Origin of the sequence: Massilia eurypsychrophila, from assembly GCF_002760655.1 — a bacterium.
Taxonomy (GTDB): Bacteria; Pseudomonadota; Gammaproteobacteria; order Burkholderiales; family Burkholderiaceae_D; genus JAFCUW01.
This window is the reverse complement of sequence record NZ_PDOC01000002.1, coordinates 329202-349377: the sequence shown is the minus strand read 5'-3', so window position 1 is coordinate 349377 and position 20176 is coordinate 329202. Positions and strand designations below refer to the sequence as shown.

Genomic DNA, 20176 nt, shown 5'->3' with positions numbered 1-20176 from the left:
GCGCAGCAGCATCGTATGTACTTTCAATAAATATGGCACAAAGATCATCACGCCAGGATTAGCAGCAATGCTGCGTTGCCCACAAGCTATTCCGGCGCCCGGATGTGGTCGATGAAACTGGTGTTGAGCGGATCGGGCGCGCGCGTCAGCAGGCTGACCAGCACCAGCACCGCCATGCCGGCCGGCACGCCGAACACGCCGGCCGAGATGGGCGCGATGTGGAACCACTGGCCGGCCACGGCGCCGCCAAGGATCGGGTTGGTGTGCAGCATGTAGTAGACGCAGACGGCAAAGCCCGACACAATGCCGGCCAGCGCGCCGGCGCGGTTGGCGCGCTTCCAGAACACGCCCAGCACCAGCGCCGGGAACAGCGCCGAGCCGGCCAGCGAGAAGGCCGCGCCGACCAGCGACAGGATGTCGCCCGGCTTTTGCGAGGCGGCGTAGGCGGCGATGAAGGCCACCGCCAGCAGCAGCAGCTTGGAAATGGTGACCCGCTTCTGGGTCGAGGCGGCCGGGTCGACCACCTTGTAATAGACGTCGTGCGACAGCGCGTTGGAAATGGCCAGCAGCAGGCCGTCGGCGGTCGACAGCGCCGCGGCCAGGCCGCCGGCCGCCACCAGGCCGGAGATGACGTACGGCAGGCCGCCGATTTCGGGCGTGGCCAGCACCAGCACGTCGCCGTCGATGGCGATTTCGGCCAGCTGCACGATGCCGTCGCGGTTGATGTCGGCAATGGCGATCAGCGGATTGAGCTTGTCGACGTTGGCCCAGTACGAAATCCAGGTCGGCAGGTTGGCGAAATTGCTGCCCACCAGGTGGCTGTAGATGTCGTACTTGACCAGCACCGCCAGCGCCGGAATGGTCAGGTACACCAGCAGGATGAAGAACAGCGTCCAGAACACCGACACGCGCGTCTCACGCACCGACGGCGTGGTGTAGGAGCGCATCAGGATGTGCGGCAGCGCGGCGGTGCCGAGCATCAGGCAGAACACCAGCGCCAGGAAGTTGTTGCGGCGGATGTCGGACTGGCCGGCGTCCGCGCCGGGGAAGGGCGTCGCGTGCGGCTCGGGCGGCTGGGCGCGCGCTTCGTTGGCCGCCTGCATCTCGGCCCAGCGGCGCGCCGCCTCGTCGGCCGATTTCGGATACGCCATCAGTTCGCGCTCGGTGGCGCGGATGTCGATCAGCGAGCCTTTGCGCAGGCGCACCGCGTCGAGCCGGCGCTGGGCATCGAGCTTGCCTTCTTCCCACGACGCCGGCAGCGCCTTGATGCGGGCGGCGTAATCGTCGGCGCGCTGGCGGAAGATGGCGCGCACCTGCAGCTCCTTCGGATCGAACGCGAGCTGCGCTTCGCGCGCGGCCAGCTTGGGCAGCACCGCGCCGTAGGCCACCTGCGGCAGCGGGTTGTCGGCGTGCTTGACCGACAGCCACATGGTCGGAATCAGAAACGCCACCAGGATGATGATGTACTGCGCCACCTGGGTCCAGGTGATGGCGCGCATGCCGCCGAGGAAGGAGCACACCAGGATCGACGCCAGCCCGAGGAAAATGCCGACCGAGAAATCGACGCCGGTAAAGCGCGAGGCGATCAGCCCGACCGCGTAGATCTGCGCCACCACGTAGGTAAACGAGACGATGATGGTGGCGCCGACGGCCATCAGGCGCACCGGGTTGCCGCGCGCGCCGCCGCCGCCGTAGCGCGCCGCCAGGAAGTCGGGGATGGTGTACTGGGCGAACTTGCGAAGGTAGGGCGCGATGAGAAGCGCCACCAGGCAGTAGCCGCCGGTCCAGCCCAGGATGTAGGCCAGGCCGTCGAAGCCGTGCAGGTACAGCCCGCCGGCCAGGCTGATGAAGCTGGCCGCCGATATCCAGTCGGCGGCGGTGGCCATGCCGTTAAACATGGCCGGCACGCGGCGCCCGGCGACGTAGTATTCGGTGACGTTCGAGGTGCGGCTGAACACGCCGATGCCGGCGTACAGCACGATGGTGGCGAACATGAACAGGTAGCCGATCCAGATGCGCGGCATGCCTTCCCTTTCCAGCATCGTCAGCGCGATCAGGAAGACGGCGAAGCAGGCGGAAAAGTACAGGTAGTAGCGCGACAGGCGGCGAAAACGCCGGCCGCCGCTCAAGGCGCCTCTCCCGCAGCGCCGGCCGTCTCGCCCAGGCGGCGCCTGAAGCGCTGGTCGAAGCGGCCCATGCCGAACGCGTAGACGCCGAGGATGGCCAGGTAGATCAGCGAGGCGCCCTGCGCGGCCAGGTAGAACGACAGCGGCCAGCCGAACACCGACAAGGTGGCCAGCTCGCGGGCGAAGAACACGGTGCAGAACGTGGTGACGAGCCACAGCGCCAGCAGCACGGCGGTGAGGCGGCGGGTGCGCTGCCAGTGCAGGCTGCGCGCGGCCAGCAGCGACAGCTGGCGCTGGGCGGCGGCGCCGGCATCGGGGTCGCCAAGGGGCGGCGTGGGCAGGTCAGTCGCCATCGTCATGGGCGGCGGCGGGAGGCGGGAAGGTGAGGCGGAACAGGCAGCCGGGCGACTTCTTGAGGGTGGCGCGCGGATTGTTGAAGACGTCCACTTCGGCGCCGTGCTGGTGGGCGATCTCGCGCACGATCGCCAGGCCCAGGCCACTGCCGGGCGCGCCGTTGCCGAGGATGCGGTAGAAGCGCTCGAACACGCGCGTGCGTTCGGCCGGGGCGATGCCGGGGCCGGTGTCCTCGACTTCGACGATGGCCTGGTCGCCCTGGCGGCGCACCCGCACGGTGACGCTGCCGCCGGCCGGCGTGTAGCTCAGGGCGTTATCGATCAGGTTCGACAGCAGCTCGCGCAGCATCAAGGGGTTGCCGACGATGTCGACGGCGTGCTCGGGCTGCTCGAAGCCGAGGTCGATGTGGCTGATGAACGAGGCCTGCACCCAGTCCTGCACCGCGGCGCGCGCCAGCACCGCCAGGTCGACCACCTCGAAAGCGACGCCGGCCTGCAGCTGGTTCTCGGCGCGCGCCAGCGCCAGCAGCTGATTAACCAGCCGGGTGGCCGACTCCGAGCTCTTGGCCAGCTGTTCGAGCGAGCGGTGGATCTCGTCCGGGTCGAGCTGGCGCAGCGCCAGTTCGGACTGCATGCGCATGCCGGCCAGCGGCGTTTTCATCTGGTGGGCGGCGTCGGCGATGAAGCGCTTTTGCATGTCGATCGTCTGCGACAAGCGCGCCAGCATGTCGTTGAGCGAGCCGACCAGCGGCGAAATCTCTTCCGGCACCTGGCGCGAATCGATCGGCGACAGGTCGTCCGGGCGGCGCGCGCGGATGCGCTCCTGCAGCTGGGCCAGCGGCGACAGCCCGCGCGCCAGCGCGAACCACACCAGCGCCAGCACGATCGGCAGGATGATGAACTGCGGCAGGATCACTCCCTTGATGATCTCGTTGGCCAGCTGGGCGCGCTTGTCGAGCGTCTCGGCCACCTGCACCAGCGCGGCGCGCGGTTCCTCGCCGCGCGAGGCCATCGGCCGCAGGTTGACGTACGAGTAGGCCACGCGCACCTGGGCGCCGCGCATGACGTCGTTGCGAAAGCGTACGCTGGCGCTGTTGGGCGCGCTGGCGTCGTCGCCGGGCGGCGGCAGGTCGCGGTCGCCGTCGACGAATTCGGCGCCCGGCCCGCTGATCTGGAAGTAGACGTTGTCGATGTCGTCGGCGCGCACGATGTCGCGCGCGCTGCCCGGCAGCAGCGACACGGTCTTGCCGTCGACTTCGCGGATCTGCTGCGCCAGCACGGTGACGCTGTCTTCGAGCGCATGGTCGAACGGCTGGTTGGCGATCGACTTGGCGACCAGGTAGGTGATGGCGATGCTCATTGGCCACAGCAGCAGCAGTGGCGCCAGCATCCAGTCGAGGATCTCGCCGAACAGCGAGTGCTGGATGTTTTCGTCCGGCTCCGGGTTGGCCGGCTCGTACAGCGCCGGCAGCTCCGGGCCGTGCTGGCCGGTTGGGCCATGCGCGCCCTGGACAGTGTCGCGCAGTTTCACTTCGATCCGGCGCCCGGGTCGACGGCCCCTGGCGTGGCCGCGGCGGCGCCGGTGGCGCGCTCGAGGCAGTAGCCCAGCCCGCGCACGGTGGCGATGCGGATGCCGCCCACTTCAAGCTTCTTGCGCAGCCGGTGCACGTAGACTTCGATGGCGTTGTTCGACACTTCCTCGCCCCATTCGCACAGATGGTCGACCAGCTGCTCCTTTGACACCAGCCGGCCGGTGCGCGCCAGCAGGATCTCGAGCAGGCCCAGTTCGCGCGCCGACAGCTCGAGCATCTGGTCGTTGATGTAGGCGCTGCGCCCGACCTGGTCGTACGCCAGCGGGCCGTGGCGGATCACGGTGGGGCCGCCGCCGGCGCCGCGGCGCGTCAGCGCGCGCACCCGCGCCTCCAGTTCCGACAGCGCAAACGGCTTGGCCATGTAGTCGTCGGCGCCGAGGTCGAGGCCATTGACGCGCTGCTCGATCGAGTCGGCGGCGGTCAGGATCAGCACCGGCAGCAAGGAGGAGCGCGCGCGCAGGCGGCGCAGCACTTCCAGGCCCGACATCTTCGGCAGGCCAAGGTCGAGGATCAGGAGGTCGAATTCCTGGGTCGACAACGCGGTGTCGGCTTCCTGGCCGTTCTTGACGCAGTCGATGGCGTAGCCGGACTGGCGCAGCGAGCGCGTCAAGCCGTCCGCCAGCACGCTATCGTCTTCGGCAAGTAAAATACGCATGGCACAAACCCGTGATATCGAAACGGCCATTGTGTGGCATTTAATGGCGCATGGCGAGCGTTTGGCACGGATTGACCCTTTTTAAACTTATTCGCACAGGAAGCACGTAGCGCTTGCAAAGACTACTGTATGCTTGTACAGTATTGGCTGAGCTGCATGCTGGACCCTCCGAACCCGGCCTTTTCCCAGATTGAAAGAAAATTATGGACGACAAGAAAACGAATTTAAACGCAGCTGAAAAAGGCAAGGCGCTCGCCGCCGCGCTGGCGCAAATCGAAAAGCAGTTCGGCAAGGGCTCGGTCATGCGCATGGACGGCAACGCCCCGGTCGAAGAAGTGCAGGTCGTCTCGACCGGTTCGCTCGGTCTGGACATCGCGCTCGGCGTCGGCGGCCTGCCGCGCGGGCGCGTGGTCGAAATCTACGGTCCTGAATCGTCGGGTAAAACGACGCTGACCTTGCAGACCATCGCGCAAATGCAAAAGCTGGGCGGCACCTGCGCCTTTATCGACGCCGAGCACGCGCTCGACGTCGGCTATGCGCAAAAGCTGGGCATCAACCTGTCCGAGCTGCTCATTTCGCAGCCTGACACGGGTGAACAGGCGCTCGAAATCTGCGACGCGCTGGTGCGTTCGGGCAGCGTCGACCTGATCGTCATCGACTCGGTGGCCGCGCTCACGCCGCGCGCCGAGATCGAAGGCGACATGGGCGACTCGCTGCCTGGTCTGCAGGCGCGCCTGATGTCGCAGGCGCTGCGCAAGCTGACCGGCTCGATCAACCGCACCAACACGCTGGTCATCTTCATCAACCAGATCCGCATGAAGATCGGCGTCATGTTCGGCAGCCCTGAAACGACCACCGGCGGCAATGCGCTGAAGTTTTACGCGTCGGTCCGCCTGGACATTCGCCGCACCGGCTCGATCAAGTCGGGCGACGAAGTGATCGGCAACGAAACGAAGGTCAAGGTCGTCAAGAACAAGATCGCGCCGCCGTTCAAGGAAGCCCACTTCGACATCCTGTACGGCTCCGGCACCTCGCGCGAGGGCGAAATCCTCGACCTGGGTTCCGACAACAAGATCGTCGAGAAGTCCGGTTCGTGGTACAGCTATAACGGCGAGCGTATCGGCCAGGGCAAGGACAATGCCCGTACCTTCCTGGTCGAGCGTCCGGCGCTGGCGCGCGAGATCGAAAACAAGGTTCGCGCGGCCCTCGGCGTGCGCGAGCTGCCGCCGGTCGTCGGCGAGGAGCCGGTCAAGCCGGTTGCCAAGCTGAAGGCCGTGGCCGAGTAAAGGCGGTCCGTGCCCAGGCCGCAACTGAGCCTGAAAGGCCGTGCCTTGCGCTTCCTGTCGATGCGCGAGCACAGCCGGCTCGAGCTGCGGCGCAAGCTGTCGAAGTATGCCGAGGAGGGCGACGACGTCGACGCCCTGCTCGATTTCCTCGAGAAGAACAACTGGCTGTCGCAGGAGCGCTTCTCCGAGTCGCTGATTCACCGCCGCGAGGCGCGCTACGGCAACAGCCGCATCGTCGCCGAACTGCAAAGCCATGGCATCAATGGCGAGGCGCTGCAGGAACTGAAGACTTCGCTGGCGGACAGCGAAGTGGCGCGCGCGTGCGAAGTATGGAGCCGCAAGTTCGGCGCGGTTGCGACCGACGCCGAAGGGCGGGGCAAGCAGATGCGGTTTTTGATGCAGCGCGGTTTTTCGCAGCGCGCGGTGCGCGCGGCGATGCGCGGCACGTGTCCTGATGACGATGATTTTTGACCGTTTGAACGATTAAGCAAGGCGCCTTCCGCCGTGTGCGTAGCAGCCCCGTGCTGCGGACGCATACTCCTCACCGGCGGGAGGTGCCGCGCTTTTCCCCCTGATTGCCGCAAAACTGCTGCGCATTGAAATTGCCGTTCGCTTTCGGAGTAAGATACACGAATAACGTCGTGTTCACTTCGCGGAGTCTGCCATGCCTCTCAAGAAACTAAAGTCAGGTGCAAACACTGAAGATGAGCGACCTGCACCAATAGAGTCCGCGGGGTTTAGCAAAGAAACAATTGCCGCGTTAAAGCACTCGGCTGAGAGACTCAAGGTAGTGCCGGCTCGCGCTTTTTCCAAGCGTGAGATTGCGGAGGTTTTTAAAAAGATCCGGGATCGTTCTTGATCGATCGTCCTGCCAAGGTTGAGTTCGACCTGAGTGACGCTCAGTTCTTGTTGCAACTCGCGCAGCTAGAATCCATTTCCCCCAGGTTATTTGACGAATTTTCCAACGCGTTGGAAGACTGCGCTGGAATGCCGTGGAACGACTTTACAGACATAACTCGTCCTCAAATCTTTGAAGCCGCGTTCGATGGTGCTTACGTGGTGCTGCGCTTGCATTTTCTTCACGGTGAACTGCACGTAATTTCCCAGTTGTCCGACGACATACTTAAGCTAGTCAGTATCACCAAGCCGCTCATCCATGTCTGAAATGGCGACGACGGCTACTCTGGAGCAAATTCATGCCAGATTCCTCCGGCGCATGCTCAGTTCGGAAAGATTGTCGCGGTTGCAATGGGTGGGGCAGATTGAACTGCTAAATTTATGTTGCAGTGCAACTGACCCTGCGCATGTGCTAAACTTTTGTGGTTTAAGCAGCGCCGCATGAGCGGTTGTCGCCGTAGAAGCTGCGGTGGCGTGCATCAGCACATGGCTGCATACTTTTTACCGCCGCATTTTCGGCATTGGTGTCTATGCCCCTGTCTTCTCCTGTCCCCCGCGCTTTGCGGCACACCCGTGCCATCCAGGTCGACGCGTTCGCGCGCGATGATGGCCTGTGGGACCTCGACGCGCGCATCAGCGACGTCAAGATGCGCGACATCCTCCTCGCTTCCGGTCTGCGCGCTGGCGGCGCTCCGGTGCACGACCTGTGGCTGCGGATTACCATCAACATCGACCTGATCATTGTCGACGCCGAAGCGTCGTCCGATGCCGTGCCGTATCCCGGTTACTGCGACACCATCGCGCCGGCCTACAAGAGCCTGATAGGCCTGTCGCTGACGAACCATTTTCGGCTGCGCCTGAAGGACCGGCTCGCCGGCGTCCTCGGCTGCACCCACCTGACCGAATTGTCGCTGGTGCTGCCGACCGCGGCGATCCAGGCGTTCGCCAACGACGTCATCAAGACGCGCGACGGCGATGGCGACGACGCCTCGACCGAGCAGCCGTTCCAGCTCGACCGTTGCCACGCCTTGCGCGTCGACGGCGCGGCGGTGGCGAAGTATTACCCGCGCTGGTACGCCAGGAGCGTGACCGGTTAGCAGTCGCAGTGCCGCAATTCCAATCATCCGTATTTCAACCGTATTTCTACATTCAGTATCATAAGAAGGGAAAGCCAGCATGAAAATCCATGAGTATCAAGGCAAAGAAATCCTCCGGCAGTTCGGAGTGACGGTACCGCGCGGTATCCCGTGCATGTCCGTGGAAGAGGCTGTCAAGGCAGCCGAGACGCTGGGCGGCAAGGTATGGGTCGTCAAGGCGCAAATTCACGCCGGCGGCCGCGGTAAAGGCGGCGGCGTCAAGGTCGCCAAGTCGCTCGAGCAGGTCAAGGAATATGCCGACCAGATCATGGGCATGCAGCTCGTCACCCACCAGACCGGCGAAGCCGGCCAGAAGGTACGCCGTCTGCTGATCGAAGAAGGCGCCGACATCAAGCAGGAACTGTACGTGTCGATGGTCACCGACCGCGTCAGCCAGCGCGTCGTGCTGATGGCCTCGTCCGAAGGCGGCATGGACATCGAGGAAGTTGCACACTCGAACCCGGAAAAAATCCACACCATCGCCATCGACCCGTCGGTCGGCCTGACCGCCGCCGAAGCCGATGACATCTCGACCAAGATCGGCGTGCCTGCCGCTTCGATCGCCGACGCGCGCACCCAGCTGATGGGCCTGTACAAGGCGTACTGGGATACCGACGCATCGCTGGCCGAAATCAATCCGCTGATCGTCGACGGCGCCGGCCGCGTCATTGCGCTCGACGCGAAATTCAATTTCGATTCGAACGCGCTGTACCGCCACCCTGAGATCGTCGCCTTCCGCGACCTGGACGAAGAAGATCCGGCCGAAGTTGAAGCATCGAAGTTCGACCTCGCCTACATTTCGCTCGACGGCAACATCGGCTGCCTGGTCAACGGCGCCGGCCTGGCGATGGCGACCATGGACACGATCAAGCTGTTCGGCGGCGAGCCGGCCAACTTCCTCGACGTCGGCGGCGGCGCTACTGCTGAAAAGGTCACCGAAGCGTTCAAGATCATGCTGAAGAACCCGGGCCTGAAGGCGATCCTGGTCAACATCTTCGGTGGCATCATGCGCTGCGACGTCATCGCCGAAGGCGTGATCACCGCATCGAAGGCAGTCTCGCTGCAAGTGCCGCTGGTCGTGCGCATGAAGGGCACCAACGAAGAGATCGGCAAGAAGATGCTGGCCGACTCCGGCCTGCCGATCATCGCCGCCGATACGATGGAAGACGCAGCCAAGGCCGTCGTTGCCGCCGCTGCTGGTAAAGCCTAATCCGAAGGAAACAACATGTCGATTCTGATCAATAAAGATACCAAAGTAGTCACCCAGGGAATTACCGGCAAGACCGGTCAGTTCCACACCCGCATGTGCCGCGACTACGCGAATGGCAAAGAGGCGTTCGTCGCCGGCGTGAACCCGAAGAAAGCCGGCGAAGATTTCGAAGGCATTCCGATTTTCGCCAGCGTCGCCGAAGCGAAAAAAGAAACCGGCGCCAACGTGTCGGTCATCTACGTGCCGCCAGCGGGCGCTGCCGCCGCGATCTGGGAAGCCGTCGAAGCCGAACTCGACCTGGCCATCTGCATCACCGAAGGCATTCCAGTGCGCGACATGATGGCGCTGAAAGACCGCATGGCGAAAGCCGGCTCGAAGACCCTGCTGCTCGGTCCAAACTGCCCTGGCCTGATCACGCCTGACGAAATCAAGATCGGCATCATGCCGGGTCACATCCACAAGAAGGGCCGCATCGGCGTCGTGTCGCGTTCGGGCACCTTGACGTACGAAGCGGTCGGCCAGTTGACCGCGCTGGGCCTGGGCCAGTCGTCGGCCGTGGGCATCGGCGGCGACCCGATCAACGGTCTGAAGCACATCGACATCATGCAGATGTTCAATGACGATCCTGAGACCGACGCGGTCATCATGATCGGCGAGATCGGCGGACCGGATGAGGCGAACGCTGCCTACTGGATCAAGGACAACATGAAGAAGCCAGTGGTCTGCTTCATCGCCGGCGTCACCGCGCCACCGGGCAAGCGCATGGGCCATGCCGGCGCGCTGATCTCGGGCGGCGCCGATACCGCGCAAGCCAAGCTCGACATCATGGAAGCCTGCGGTATCAAGGCCACCAAGAACCCGTCGGAAATGGCGCGTTTGCTGAAAGCCATGCTGTAAGGCGGCCGATGCCCAGCTAAACAATACTGGGCAGCAGAGGTACAATTGACGGGGAGCGCAAGCTCCCCGTTAGCGTTTACCAGCGTGGAGGCGTGCAGTGGCGAGATTGATCATATCGCGCGATGCGATCGTAGTGCAGGAGGCTGAACTGGGCGCCGGCAGGACCACCATCGGCCGCCATCCGCACAACGACATCGTCATCGGCCACCAGGCGGTCAGCGCTCGGCATGCCGCGGTGACGCGCATTGACGGCGTCATCATGCTGGAAGACCTCGACAGCAGCAACGGCACCTTCCTCAATGGCCAGCGCATAGAACGGGCTGTGCTCGCTGACGGCGACCGCGTGGCGATCGCTAATTACCAGCTCGAGTATTGTGCGGCGGCGGTTGTGGCGGCGGCGGCCATTGGCGGCATCGAAGTGCTCAACGGCGCCAGCGCCGGCAAAACCTTGTCGCTGACGAAACCGCTGACGACGCTGGGCAGTCCCGGCGTGCTGGTGGTGGTGGTCACCCGTCAGGCGGACGGCTACTATATAGCGCAGATGCAAGGCGTCGTCGACGCGATGGTCAATGGCGAGCAGGTAGGCAAAGCGCCGCGGCAACTGCGCCACGGCGACGAACTCGAGCTGACCGGCACGCGCATGCGCTTTACGGCCAGAAGTGGCTGAGCGACGCAAATGACAAGCGAAATGACAATTTGAGGCGCTTGGACTGACAATATTTGTCAGCAAGCGGACAAAAATCGTCGAACCAACCCGCATTTAATAATCTAATTACAACCGAACCGCATATTTCCTGGCTGGCACGGCTATTGCTCTACGTTAAGTAGCAGCACCAAACATACAACCCCACAGGAGCAACAAAATGAAATCGATGAAAATGGTTAAGAAGGCACAAGCGGGTTTCACCCTGATCGAACTGATGATCGTCGTTGCGATTATCGGTATCCTGGCAGCTGTTGCAATTCCTGCATACCAAGACTACGTCGCCAAGTCGAAGTTCGCCGCTGCGCTGGCTGAAGTAGCTCCTGCGAAGACCGGTTTCGAAGTCGCCCTGAACGACGGCCTGACTCCGGTCATCCCAACCGCCGGCACCGCGCCAGCAGCAACCGAAGCAGCAGTCGGCGTACAGGCAGCAAACGCCAACACCACGATCGCGATCACCACCGCTACCACGGCTGGCGTTGTTACCGCGACCATCGTCGGCGGTTCGTCGCAGGTCAAGGACAAGACCATCACCCTGTCCCGCAATGCAACGGACGGCAAGTGGAGCTGCGCTACCACGGTTGAGCAGAAACTGGTTGGCCCAGCAAGCGTCTGCGCCACTGCAGCAGCTCCAGCGACGCCACCAGCAACACCAGGTTAATGCAGCATGACCGGCGCTACGGCGCCGGCGTAACAAAAAAACCCTGCTCGCGGCAACGCCAGCAGGGATTTTTTATTCTGACGCGCGAAGTTGCTGTACAGCCGCGCTGTCCGACTGACACTTCGTGCCAGATAGCTGACGAAGTTTGTCAACGGGTATGACGCAAAGTGCCAGTGGACGGGCAGATTGCTACCTCCGCGCTAACGAAACACCATGTTTCCCCGCTGGCACGGCTATTGCTCTATGTAAAGTAGCAGCACTAAACATACAACCCCACAAGGAGCAACATAATGAAATCGATGAAAATGGTTAAGAAGGCACAAGCTGGTTTCACCCTGATCGAACTGATGATCGTTGTCGCAATTATCGGTATCCTGGCAGCTGTCGCAATTCCTGCATACCAGGACTACGTCGCCAAGTCGAAGTTCGCCGCTGCACTGGCGGAAGTAGCTCCTGCGAAGACCGGTTTCGAAGTCGCGCTGAACGACGGCCTGACTCCGGTCATCCCAACCGCCGGCACCGCGCCAGCAGCTACCGAAGCAGCAGTCGGCGTACAGGCAGCAAACGCCAATACGACGATCGCCATCACCACCGCTACCACGGCTGGCGTTGTCACTGCGACCATCGTGGGCGGTTCGTCGCAAGTCAAGGACAAGACCATCACCCTGTCCCGCAATGCAACGGACGGCAAGTGGAGCTGCGCTACCACGGTTGAGCAGAAACTGGTCGGCCCAGCAAGCGTCTGCGCCACTGCAGCGGCTCCAGCGACGCCACCAGCAACACCAGGCTAATGCAGCATGACCGGCGCTACGGCGCCGGCGCAAAAAAATCCCTGCTTGCGGCAACGCCAGCAGGGATTTTTCTATGACCGTCGATCAGACGATTTTTTGGCGGTCGGCGATCAGCGCTTCGTACGTCATGTTCTGCAGCAGCATATGATGCGACGAATCGAGATTGACGGACTGCACGCCGTAGGTGAACACTAAGGTTCACCAGCAAACTGTTGACTGGCGCCGCATTCGGCAGTGAATCGGTGGTACGCGTCGGTATGCCGACCCTCACTCGCATGGCCGCGCGCAGCCTGGTGCATTGAATTGCTGCCGGGAAGGTGATGTCTGCTCAGTGCAGGCGTTACTTGCCTTCGGTCGACCCTGCCTGATCGGACGCGGCTTTGTCTTTCATCGCCCGCTTGTGCTTGCCTTTGTATTTGTGGGAGCGCGCTCGTTGCTTGTCGCCCCCGGCTTGCTCGCCGTTCGTCGCCGTTCTCGAAGACGACTGGCCGCGCGACACCAGCTCTTGCGCGCGCCGCTCGATGTCGGCGATCCTGGCCGGATCGGTGGTCTCCCTGACGGTGCTTTGCGGTTCGGTTTGCGCCAGCGCGGCGCCGGCGGCGGAGAGTGCGGCTGCAAGCAGCCAGGCAGTGGATTTCATCATGACCTCACTCGTGAAAGAATGGTGCGAACGAATTTTCCCTTCGCGTTTTTGAACGCGCGGTGGGAAAGTTGAGTCAGTCAGTGATCAGATCAGTGCCAGCGCGAGAAGTTCATCGTCGCCACCTCACGCGCAGTGTGGCCTATACCTCGGCGTGCCAATCCCCGCTCTTGCCGCCGTGCTTTTCCAGCACGCGCACATCGGTCATCACCATGCCGCGGTCGACCGCCTTGCACATGTCGTAAATGGTCAGCAAGCCAATCTGCACCGCGGTCAGCGCTTCCATCTCGACGCCGGTCTTGCCGAAGGTCTCCACTTGCGCGCGGCAGTGCACGCTGTTGGCAGGCTGGTCAATTTCGAAATCGACCGTCACGCGGGTCAGCGCCAGCGGGTGGCACAGCGGCACCAGGTCGCTGGTGCGCTTGGCGCCCATGATCGCGGCGATGCGCGCGATGCCGAGCACGTCGCCTTTCTTGGCGCTGCCAGAGACGATCAGCGCCAGCGTTGCCGCCTTCATGCGGATGGTGCCGGCGGCGACGGCGACGCGCTGCGTGTCGGCCTTGGCGCCGACGTCGACCATGTGGGCCTGGCCGGCGCTGTCGAAATGGGTCAGGGTGGTGTCAATGGTCATGGAGGCTGGGTCGGTTGAGGTAACAAACTGTTTCGGCGCGCGTGCCTGCGGTGCCCGCGCGGCGGTTGCAGGTATGATAGCACCGTGAAATCGAAAAACGATCCTCCCGTCGGGCTCCCTGCGCCCCGCACGCGCCGCCTGCTGGCGGCCGTTTGCCTGTCGGCGTTCGCGGCGTTGGCCAGCGCACCGCCAAGCGGCCTGGCCCAGCTCAGGCCGAACAATACCGTCCTGCCGACCCTGGGCGACAGCGCCCGCGGCGACCTGTCGCCGTTGATCGAGCGCAAGCTTGGCGAGGAGATCATGCGCGACGTGCGGCGCGACCCCGCCTTTCTCGACGACGACCCGATCCTCGAATACCTGAACAATTTCGGCAGCGCTCTGGTGGCCGCCTATCCCGGCGCGCGCGGCGAAACCGGCGCCGACTTCTATTTCTTCGCCATGCGCGATCCGATGCTCAACGCGTTTGCGCTGCCGGGCGGGTTCATCGCGGCCCATACCGGGCTGTTGCTGGCGGCGCAGAACGAGTCGGAACTGGCGTCGGTGATGTCGCACGAAATCGGCCACGTCACCCAGCGCCACATCGCCCGCATGATCGGCCAGCAAAAGCAGGATGCGCTGATGCCGCTGGCGGCGCTGATTCTCGCGGCGCTGGCGTCGAAGGCAGGACCGGACGCGGCGGTCGGCGTGATGATGGGCGGCCAGGGCCTGCAGATCCAGCGCCAGCTCAATTTCAGCCGCGATGCCGAACGCGAGGCCGACCGCGTCGGCTTTCAGATCATGGGCTCGGGCGGCTACGACACGTCCGGCATGGTGGGGTTCTTCCAGCGCCTGCAGACGGCGACCAAGGTGTATTCGGACCTGACCCCGCCGTGGCTGATGAGTCACCCGCTGACGTCCGAGCGGATCGCCGACATCCAGGCGCGCATCCGCGAGACGCCGTTCCGTCAGCGCGTCGACGGCCTGGAATTTCACCTGGTGCGGGCGCGGGCGCGGGTGTTGCAGGATGTCAGCACGCAAGGCCTGATCGATGCGACCAAGGTGTTCGAGTTCCAGTTGACCAATCAGAGCCGCCAGCAGCAGGCGGCGGCGCAGTACGGCCTGGCGCTGGTGGCGCTTAAACGCGGCGAGCTGACGAAGGCGGGCGACTTGCTGGCCAAAGCGCGCGCGACGATGAAGCCAGCGGCCGGGGCGGTGTTCTCGACCGGGCAGAGCACCTCGGATGCGGCATCGATGTTCGCCAGCATGTCGCTCGAGATCAAGCTGGCGCCAGGCCAGCCGGCGTCGATGGCGCCGCTGACGGTCAAGGAAGCCGAGCAGGCCTACCAGCAGTTTCCGCTGTCGCGCGGCATCGCGCGGCAGTACGCCAAGGCGTTGATCGCCAGTGGCCAGCTCGACAAGGCGGCGGTATTCCTGCGCGAGCAGGTGCGGCTTTACCGCGAAGAACCGAAGCTGTACGAGTTGCTGGCGCAGACCTACGCGGCGCAGGGCAAGCTGAGCTTGCAGCATATCGCGCTGGCCGAATCGTACGTGCTCAGCGGAGCGGTGCCGGCGGCGGTCGACCAGCTGACCATCGCGCGCAAGGCGCCCGACGCGTCGTTCTACGACCTGGCGACGATCGACGCGCGCGAGCGTGAACTGCAAGAGCGCGTCAAGGAAGAGAAGAAGGAAAATAAGGAGCGGTAGCAAACGCTGGGGTCAGGTCTGACATTCGGACATTGCAAGAACGCAAATGTCCGAATGTCAGACCTGACCCCAGCTAGCCAACGTTCGGGCCGGGCGTGCGCTCAAAGCCGAAGCGCGACGGCACCTCCGCTGCGGCGATCCGTTCTACCGGCGCCAGCATGCCGTCGATGCGCAGCGTCAGGCCGCCGGTGCCACCTTCCAGCCACGCCATCAGCGCTTCGTCGGATGCCGCCTCGCCGTCCAACTCTAGCCGCTCGAGCAACTGCGCCACGTCGCGGTCGTCCACCTGGGCCACTTTGCCGCCGCCGTCCAGAATCAATTCCCCCGCCTCGGTCATGAACGCGCGCTCCGGCACGCCGAACGCTTCGCCGGTCTGCACCACCAGTCCCAATTGCGGGTCGGTGCGGGCAATGTACGGCGTCGCTTCCAGGTTCAGGTAGACCCGCTGCGGGCCGTTCTGGAAATACCAGCGGCCCCGTTCGTCGGCGCCATAGTTGCGGTTGATGAAGCCGAGCAGCGCGGCCTGCTTGACCTTGTCGCCGGCCAGGTTCAGGTGCTGGGCGCGCTCGTCGCGCATGCGCCAGGCGCCGCGCGCGTCGAGTCCGAGCCAGCCGTAGCAATCGGGTACGTTCGGCCACTTGGCCATTGCCTGCTTGACGATGTCATCCATGGCCGTCAGCTTCGCATATTTTGCCGACGGATGGCGCGCCTTCGAGGAAATGGAGCAGGCGGCGCGGCAGCCAGTCGAGCCGGCCAGGCATGGCGCCGGCGGCAAAGCCGACGTGGCCGCCGCGCTCGGGGAACTCGAGCGTGACGCTCGGCGCCGCGCTGGTCGGCAGGTAGATGCCGGGCAAAAAAGGATCATTGCGGGCGTTCAGCACCAGGGTCGGCACCGTGATGTCGCCCAGCACGTGCTTGGCGCTGGCGCGGTCCCAGTAGTCGTCGGTGTCGCGGTAGCCGTGCAGCGGCGCTGTCACGACGTTGTCGAACGCGTACAGGTCGCGCGCCGCGAGCAGCGCGTCGCGGTCGAACAGGCCGGGAAAATGGGCCAGCTTGGCCAGGCACTTGGGCTTCAGGGTGCGCAGGAACATGCGCGTGTAGATGCGGTTGAAACCGGACGACAGCGCCGCGCCGCCACGCGTCAGGTCGAGCGGCGCCGAGACGGCGCAGGCGGCATCGACGATGTCGGCCTGGTGCTGCGATTCGCCAAGCCAGCGCAGCAAGGCGTTGCCGCCGAGCGAGACGCCGGTGGCGTACAGCGGGCCTGCGTGACGCACGCGCAGGCGCCGCAAGATCCAGTCAATCTCGCCGGCGTCGCCCGAGTGGTAAAAGCGCGGCGCGCGGTTCGCTTCGCCCGAGCAGCCGCGAAAATGCGGCACCGCGCCGGACCAGCCGCGCGCGGCCACCTCAGCCATCATGGCGCGCGCGTAGTGGCTGTTCGACGAGCCTTCCAGCCCGTGGAACAGCACCACCAGCGGCTTGCCGGGCTGGCCGTCGACGAAGTCGACATCGACGAAGTCGCCGTCGTGCGCGTCCCACCGTTCGCGCCGGTACGTCACCGCCGGCGCAGCGATCGCCACGGCCGGGTAGATCGTCTGCAGGTGGCCGCCGGGCAGCCAGGCTGGGGCGGGGTAGACCATGGCGCTCGTCAATGCAAACTGGTCGACGGCGCGTGCTGGGCGGCCGGAACCGGCCCCGGCGCCACCGACACATGGTGCAGCACCATGCGCCAGCCGCGCGGCGTCTTCATGTAGGCGTTGGTGGCGACCAGGTGGGCCGGCTCGCTGGTGGCGGAGGAGGTGACGCCTTCGATCACGGTGTGCACCGCGCTCATCAGGTTATGCGTCTCGTGCAACTGCGACGGCCGGATCTGCAGGCCGCCCTGCGCCAGGATCGCTTCCCATGACGCCTGGATGGCGGCGTGGCCGTGCAGCCGCGGGCCGCCCGGGTGGATGCAAATAATCTCCTCGTCGTCGGCCCACAGCGCCATCAGCGCCTCGACATCGGCGCGGTTGAGCGCCTCGTAGAACGCTGCCTCGATCTCGGCCGCGCTGCCGGCCTGTTGCTTGGCGGTTTTCACGGCGACCGATCAGTGATGCGACAACACCGTGCCCGGCTTGAGGCGGTATTCGGTGCCGCAATACGGGCACTTGGCCAGGCCGTCATGGCCGAAATCGAGGAATACCCGCGGATGGGAGGACCACAGCGGCATTGCCGGATTCGGGCAATAGGCGGGCAGGTCCTTGGCGTCGAGGGTGACCGCGGCGGGCATTTTGGTGTCGTTCATGATTTCTCCGTGAGGCGGGCCAATTGGGCCGAGGCAAAACCACGATTTTAGACGATTCACGCGCTTGGCCGGAATGATCGGTAAAATAGCGCTCTGACAAAAAATGGCGATACGCTCCTGCTCGATTCAAATCCGGGCTGCGCGCCACACTTCTTCGTGCGTTTCATGCCCCCTTGTTCCCCCTTTCCCGTTCCTCCCGCGCGCTGCCGCTGTGGTGGGAAAACCACATGAGCACCCAGCCTGCGCCAGCGGACCAGGCTACGCGGCCCGACGACCACGACGATGTCGCCTGGCGCGAAGGATTCAAGACCGGCTTGCCGACCCTGTTTGGCATCGCTGCCTGGGGCCTGGTGGTCGGCATCGCCATGGTCAAGGCGGGCCTCTCGATACCCCAGGCATTAGGTATGACCTTGCTGGTGTTCGCCGGTTCTGCCCAATTGGCGTCATTGCCGCTGATCGTCGCCAGTGCACCGGTGTGGGTGATCTTCGCCACCGCGCTGGTCGTCAACCTGCGCTTCGTCATCTTTTCGGCCCTGCTGGCGCCGCATTTTGCCCACCTGCCGTGGCGCCAGCGTTTCGCCCTCGGCTACGTGTCGGGCGACATGACGGTGGCCTTGTTCCTGCAGCGTTTTCCGGACGAGCGGCCGGCGCCCGGCAAGCTGTCGTACCTGAAAGGGCTGATGTATCCGAACTGGGTGGCCTGGCAGGTCGGCTCGATCGCCGGCATTTTCCTCGGCAGCGCGGTGCCGCCGCAGTGGGGGCTCGGCTTTGCCGGCACCCTGGCGATCATCTGCATCACGGTGCCGCTGATCGTCAACAAGGCGGCGCTGTGCGGCGTGCTGGTGGCCGGCACGGTGGCGGTGCTGGCGGCCGGCCTGCCTTACAAGCTGGGCCTGCTGGCGGCGGTCGTGATCGGCATGATCACCGCCATGGTGGTCGAGGAAACGCTGGAAAAACTGAAAGGACGGCCATGAGCGACCTTGAAATCTGGGCTGTCATCGGCGCGCTGGCCGTCGCCACCGCTGCCACGCGCAGTTCGTTCTGGCTGGTTGGCCATCACATCACGATTCCGAAGCGGGTGCAGGAAGTGCTGCGCTATGCGCCGGCCTGCGCGCTGGCGGCGATTATCGCGCCGGATGTGCTGCTGGGCAGCCAGGGGGAGCTGCAGCTGGCGGTGACCAACCCGAAGCTGCTGGCTGGCGCGGCGGCGGTGCTGTTTTATGCGGTGCGGCGCAATATGCTGCATACGATCGTGTTTGGCATGCTGATGTTTACGGCGCTGCGCTTGTTTCCGGTGTTCGGGACAGCCGCTTAGGTGGTCGCACGCCGGCGGGCGCGCGGGCGCGCCGGCGAGTGGTCCTAAGCACATGTTCATCAGGTAAAATAGCGATCTTTCTACTTTTACTCCCGGGAAGCCATGCACGCCGTCCTCAATTTCACCCGCCTGCAAGACTTGATCGACCAGGGCGCACTGCGCGCCAAGCGCGTCTTTATCCGCGCCGACCTCAACGTGCCGCAGGATGACGCCGGCAACATTACCGAAGACACCCGCATCCGCGCCTCCGTGCCGGCGATTCGCGCCGCCCTCGACGCCGGCGCCGCCGTGATGGTGACGTCGCACCTGGGCCGCCCGACCGAGGGCGCCTTCAAGCCGGAAGACAGCCTGGCGCCGGTCGCCGCGCGCCTGGCCGAGCTGCTGGGACAATCGGTCGAGCTCAAGCAAAACTGGGTCGACGGCGTCGACGTCGCACCGGGCCAGGTCGTGCTGCTGGAGAATTGCCGCGTCAACCAGGGCGAAAAGAAGAACGACGACGCGCTGGCCCAGAAGATGGCCAAGCTGTGCGACATCTACGTCAACGACGCGTTCGGCACCGCGCACCGCGCCGAAGCGACCACCCACGGCATCGCCAAGTTTGCGCCGGTAGTGTGCGCCGGCCCGCTGCTGGCGGCCGAACTCGATGCGCTCGGCAAGGCGCTCGGCGCGCCGAAGCGCCCGCTGCTGGCGATCGTCGCCGGCTCGAAGGTGTCGTCCAAGCTGTCGATCCTCAAAGCGCTGGCCGACAAGGTCGACGCGCTGATCGTCGGCGGCGGCATCGCCAATACCTTCATGAAGGCCGTCGGCCTGAACATCGGCAAGTCGCTGGTCGAAGCGGACCTGGTGGCCGAAGCCAAGACCATCATCGACATGATGGCCGCGCGCGGCGCGCAGGTGCCGATTCCGGTTGACGTCGTCTGCGCCAAGGAGTTTTTGCCGACCGCCGCCGCCACCGTCAAGAACGTCGCCGACGTGCAGGACGACGACATGATCCTCGACATCGGCCCGGTCACGGCGGCCACGCTGGCCGCGCAGATCGCCCAGGCCGGCACTATCGTGTGGAACGGCCCGGTCGGCGTGTTCGAGTTCGACCAGTTCGGCGAAGGCACCAAGACGCTGGCGCTGGCGATCGCCGATTCGGCGGCGTTTTCAATCGCCGGCGGCGGCGACACGCTGGCGGCCATTGCAAAATACAACATTACCGATAGAATCGGTTATATCTCGACCGGCGGCGGCGCCTTCCTGGAGTTTCTTGAAGGTAAAACCTTGCCGGCCGTGGAGATCCTGTTACAGCGCAGCGCGACCTGAAGTAC

General features: G+C 64.4%; 23 protein-coding genes. 13 read left to right on the top strand and 10 right to left on the bottom strand.

Going from position 1 to position 20176, the window contains the following annotated elements:
* Positions 1–86: 86 nt before the first annotated feature.
* Genes CR105_RS04495 through CR105_RS04480 form a run of 4 tightly spaced genes read right to left on the bottom strand, consistent with a single transcriptional unit; the run spans position 87 to position 4726 of the window.
* On the bottom strand, positions 87–2129 hold the full coding sequence (locus CR105_RS04495) for a sodium:solute symporter family protein (protein ID WP_099787229.1): 2043 nt from the start codon (positions 2127–2129) through the stop codon (positions 87–89).
* Positions 2126–2485, bottom strand: coding sequence for a DUF4212 domain-containing protein (locus CR105_RS04490; RefSeq protein WP_307189607.1), 360 nt, complete (start codon positions 2483–2485; stop codon positions 2126–2128). The genes CR105_RS04495 and CR105_RS04490 overlap by 4 nt, the downstream gene beginning before the upstream one ends.
* Positions 2469–3950, bottom strand: a complete 1482-nt coding sequence (locus CR105_RS04485; RefSeq protein ID WP_229413651.1) for a sensor histidine kinase — start codon at positions 3948–3950, stop codon at positions 2469–2471. The genes CR105_RS04490 and CR105_RS04485 overlap by 17 nt, the downstream gene beginning before the upstream one ends.
* Positions 3951–4006: 56 nt before the next feature.
* Positions 4007–4726, bottom strand: coding sequence for a response regulator (locus CR105_RS04480; protein WP_099787228.1), 720 nt, complete (start codon positions 4724–4726; stop codon positions 4007–4009).
* A 203-nt stretch (positions 4727–4929) separates the two neighbouring features.
* Between CR105_RS04480 and recA the strand changes: the two genes are divergently transcribed.
* From recA to CR105_RS04435, 9 genes are all read left to right on the top strand, one after another.
* Positions 4930–6012 (top strand): recombinase RecA, encoded by a 1083-nt coding sequence (gene recA, locus CR105_RS04475; RefSeq protein ID WP_099787227.1) that lies wholly within the window; start codon positions 4930–4932, stop codon positions 6010–6012.
* 9 nt (positions 6013–6021) lie between these two features.
* On the top strand, positions 6022–6483 hold the full coding sequence (gene recX / locus CR105_RS04470) for a recombination regulator RecX (protein ID WP_099787226.1): 462 nt from the start codon (positions 6022–6024) through the stop codon (positions 6481–6483).
* Between the two features lie 384 nt (positions 6484–6867).
* On the top strand, positions 6868–7176 hold the full coding sequence (locus CR105_RS04465) for a hypothetical protein (protein WP_099787225.1): 309 nt from the start codon (positions 6868–6870) through the stop codon (positions 7174–7176).
* A 263-nt stretch (positions 7177–7439) separates the two neighbouring features.
* A complete protein-coding gene (locus CR105_RS04460) occupies positions 7440–8006 on the top strand; it encodes a DUF2889 domain-containing protein (RefSeq protein ID WP_099787224.1) in 567 nt (188 codons plus the stop codon).
* A gap of 79 nt (positions 8007–8085) precedes the next feature.
* Positions 8086–9255: an ADP-forming succinate--CoA ligase subunit beta gene (gene sucC, locus CR105_RS04455; RefSeq protein WP_099787223.1), complete on the top strand. Its 1170-nt coding sequence runs from the start codon at positions 8086–8088 to the stop codon at positions 9253–9255.
* 15 nt (positions 9256–9270) lie between these two features.
* A complete protein-coding gene (gene sucD / locus CR105_RS04450) occupies positions 9271–10152 on the top strand; it encodes a succinate--CoA ligase subunit alpha (RefSeq protein ID WP_099787222.1) in 882 nt (293 codons plus the stop codon).
* A 97-nt stretch (positions 10153–10249) separates the two neighbouring features.
* Entirely contained in the window at positions 10250–10819 is a 570-nt protein-coding gene (locus CR105_RS04445; RefSeq protein ID WP_099787221.1) for an FHA domain-containing protein, read from the top strand.
* 196 nt (positions 10820–11015) lie between these two features.
* A complete protein-coding gene (locus CR105_RS04440) occupies positions 11016–11516 on the top strand; it encodes a pilin (protein ID WP_218968651.1) in 501 nt (166 codons plus the stop codon).
* Between the two features lie 290 nt (positions 11517–11806).
* Positions 11807–12307, top strand: a complete 501-nt coding sequence (locus CR105_RS04435) for a pilin (RefSeq protein WP_218968651.1) — start codon at positions 11807–11809, stop codon at positions 12305–12307.
* A 340-nt stretch (positions 12308–12647) separates the two neighbouring features.
* Here the strand turns inward: CR105_RS04435 and CR105_RS04425 are convergent, their stop codons facing one another.
* Together CR105_RS04425 and moaC are read right to left on the bottom strand one after the other, a co-directional pair.
* Complete coding sequence (locus tag CR105_RS04425) at positions 12648–12950, bottom strand: hypothetical protein (RefSeq protein WP_099787220.1); 303 nt, start codon at positions 12948–12950, stop codon at positions 12648–12650.
* 139 nt (positions 12951–13089) lie between these two features.
* Positions 13090–13578, bottom strand: coding sequence for a cyclic pyranopterin monophosphate synthase MoaC (moaC, locus tag CR105_RS04420; protein WP_099787219.1), 489 nt, complete (start codon positions 13576–13578; stop codon positions 13090–13092).
* An 84-nt stretch (positions 13579–13662) separates the two neighbouring features.
* Here moaC and CR105_RS04415 point away from each other — a divergent pair, with 84 nt between their 5' ends.
* The gene (locus CR105_RS04415) at positions 13663–15261 is read left to right on the top strand and encodes a beta-barrel assembly-enhancing protease (RefSeq protein ID WP_229413623.1); all 1599 of its coding nucleotides are present in this window, start codon (positions 13663–13665) and stop codon (positions 15259–15261) included.
* A 73-nt stretch (positions 15262–15334) separates the two neighbouring features.
* Here the strand turns inward: CR105_RS04415 and CR105_RS04410 are convergent, their stop codons facing one another.
* From CR105_RS04410 to CR105_RS04395, 4 genes are read right to left on the bottom strand one after another with little or no spacing between them, the layout of a single operon-like run.
* The gene (locus tag CR105_RS04410; protein WP_099787218.1) at positions 15335–15931 is read right to left on the bottom strand and encodes a DUF2946 family protein; all 597 of its coding nucleotides are present in this window, start codon (positions 15929–15931) and stop codon (positions 15335–15337) included.
* Entirely contained in the window at positions 15924–16901 is a 978-nt protein-coding gene (locus CR105_RS04405; RefSeq protein WP_099787217.1) for a YheT family hydrolase, read from the bottom strand. The genes CR105_RS04410 and CR105_RS04405 overlap by 8 nt, the downstream gene beginning before the upstream one ends.
* An 8-nt stretch (positions 16902–16909) precedes the next feature.
* The gene (locus CR105_RS04400) at positions 16910–17341 is read right to left on the bottom strand and encodes a YybH family protein (protein ID WP_099787216.1); all 432 of its coding nucleotides are present in this window, start codon (positions 17339–17341) and stop codon (positions 16910–16912) included.
* Positions 17342–17350: 9 nt separating this feature from the next.
* Complete coding sequence (locus CR105_RS04395; protein ID WP_180288084.1) at positions 17351–17548, bottom strand: zinc-finger domain-containing protein; 198 nt, start codon at positions 17546–17548, stop codon at positions 17351–17353.
* A 227-nt stretch (positions 17549–17775) separates the two neighbouring features.
* Here CR105_RS04395 and CR105_RS04390 point away from each other — a divergent pair, with 227 nt between their 5' ends.
* The 3 genes from CR105_RS04390 (at position 17776) to CR105_RS04380 (ending at position 20171) form a co-directional block, all read left to right on the top strand.
* Positions 17776–18522 (top strand): AzlC family ABC transporter permease, encoded by a 747-nt coding sequence (locus CR105_RS04390; RefSeq protein ID WP_099787215.1) that lies wholly within the window; start codon positions 17776–17778, stop codon positions 18520–18522.
* Positions 18519–18863 (top strand): AzlD domain-containing protein, encoded by a 345-nt coding sequence (locus tag CR105_RS04385; protein ID WP_099787214.1) that lies wholly within the window; start codon positions 18519–18521, stop codon positions 18861–18863. The genes CR105_RS04390 and CR105_RS04385 overlap by 4 nt, the downstream gene beginning before the upstream one ends.
* Before the next feature lie 102 nt (positions 18864–18965).
* On the top strand, positions 18966–20171 hold the full coding sequence (locus CR105_RS04380) for a phosphoglycerate kinase (RefSeq protein WP_099787213.1): 1206 nt from the start codon (positions 18966–18968) through the stop codon (positions 20169–20171).
* Positions 20172–20176: the final 5 nt, after the last annotated feature.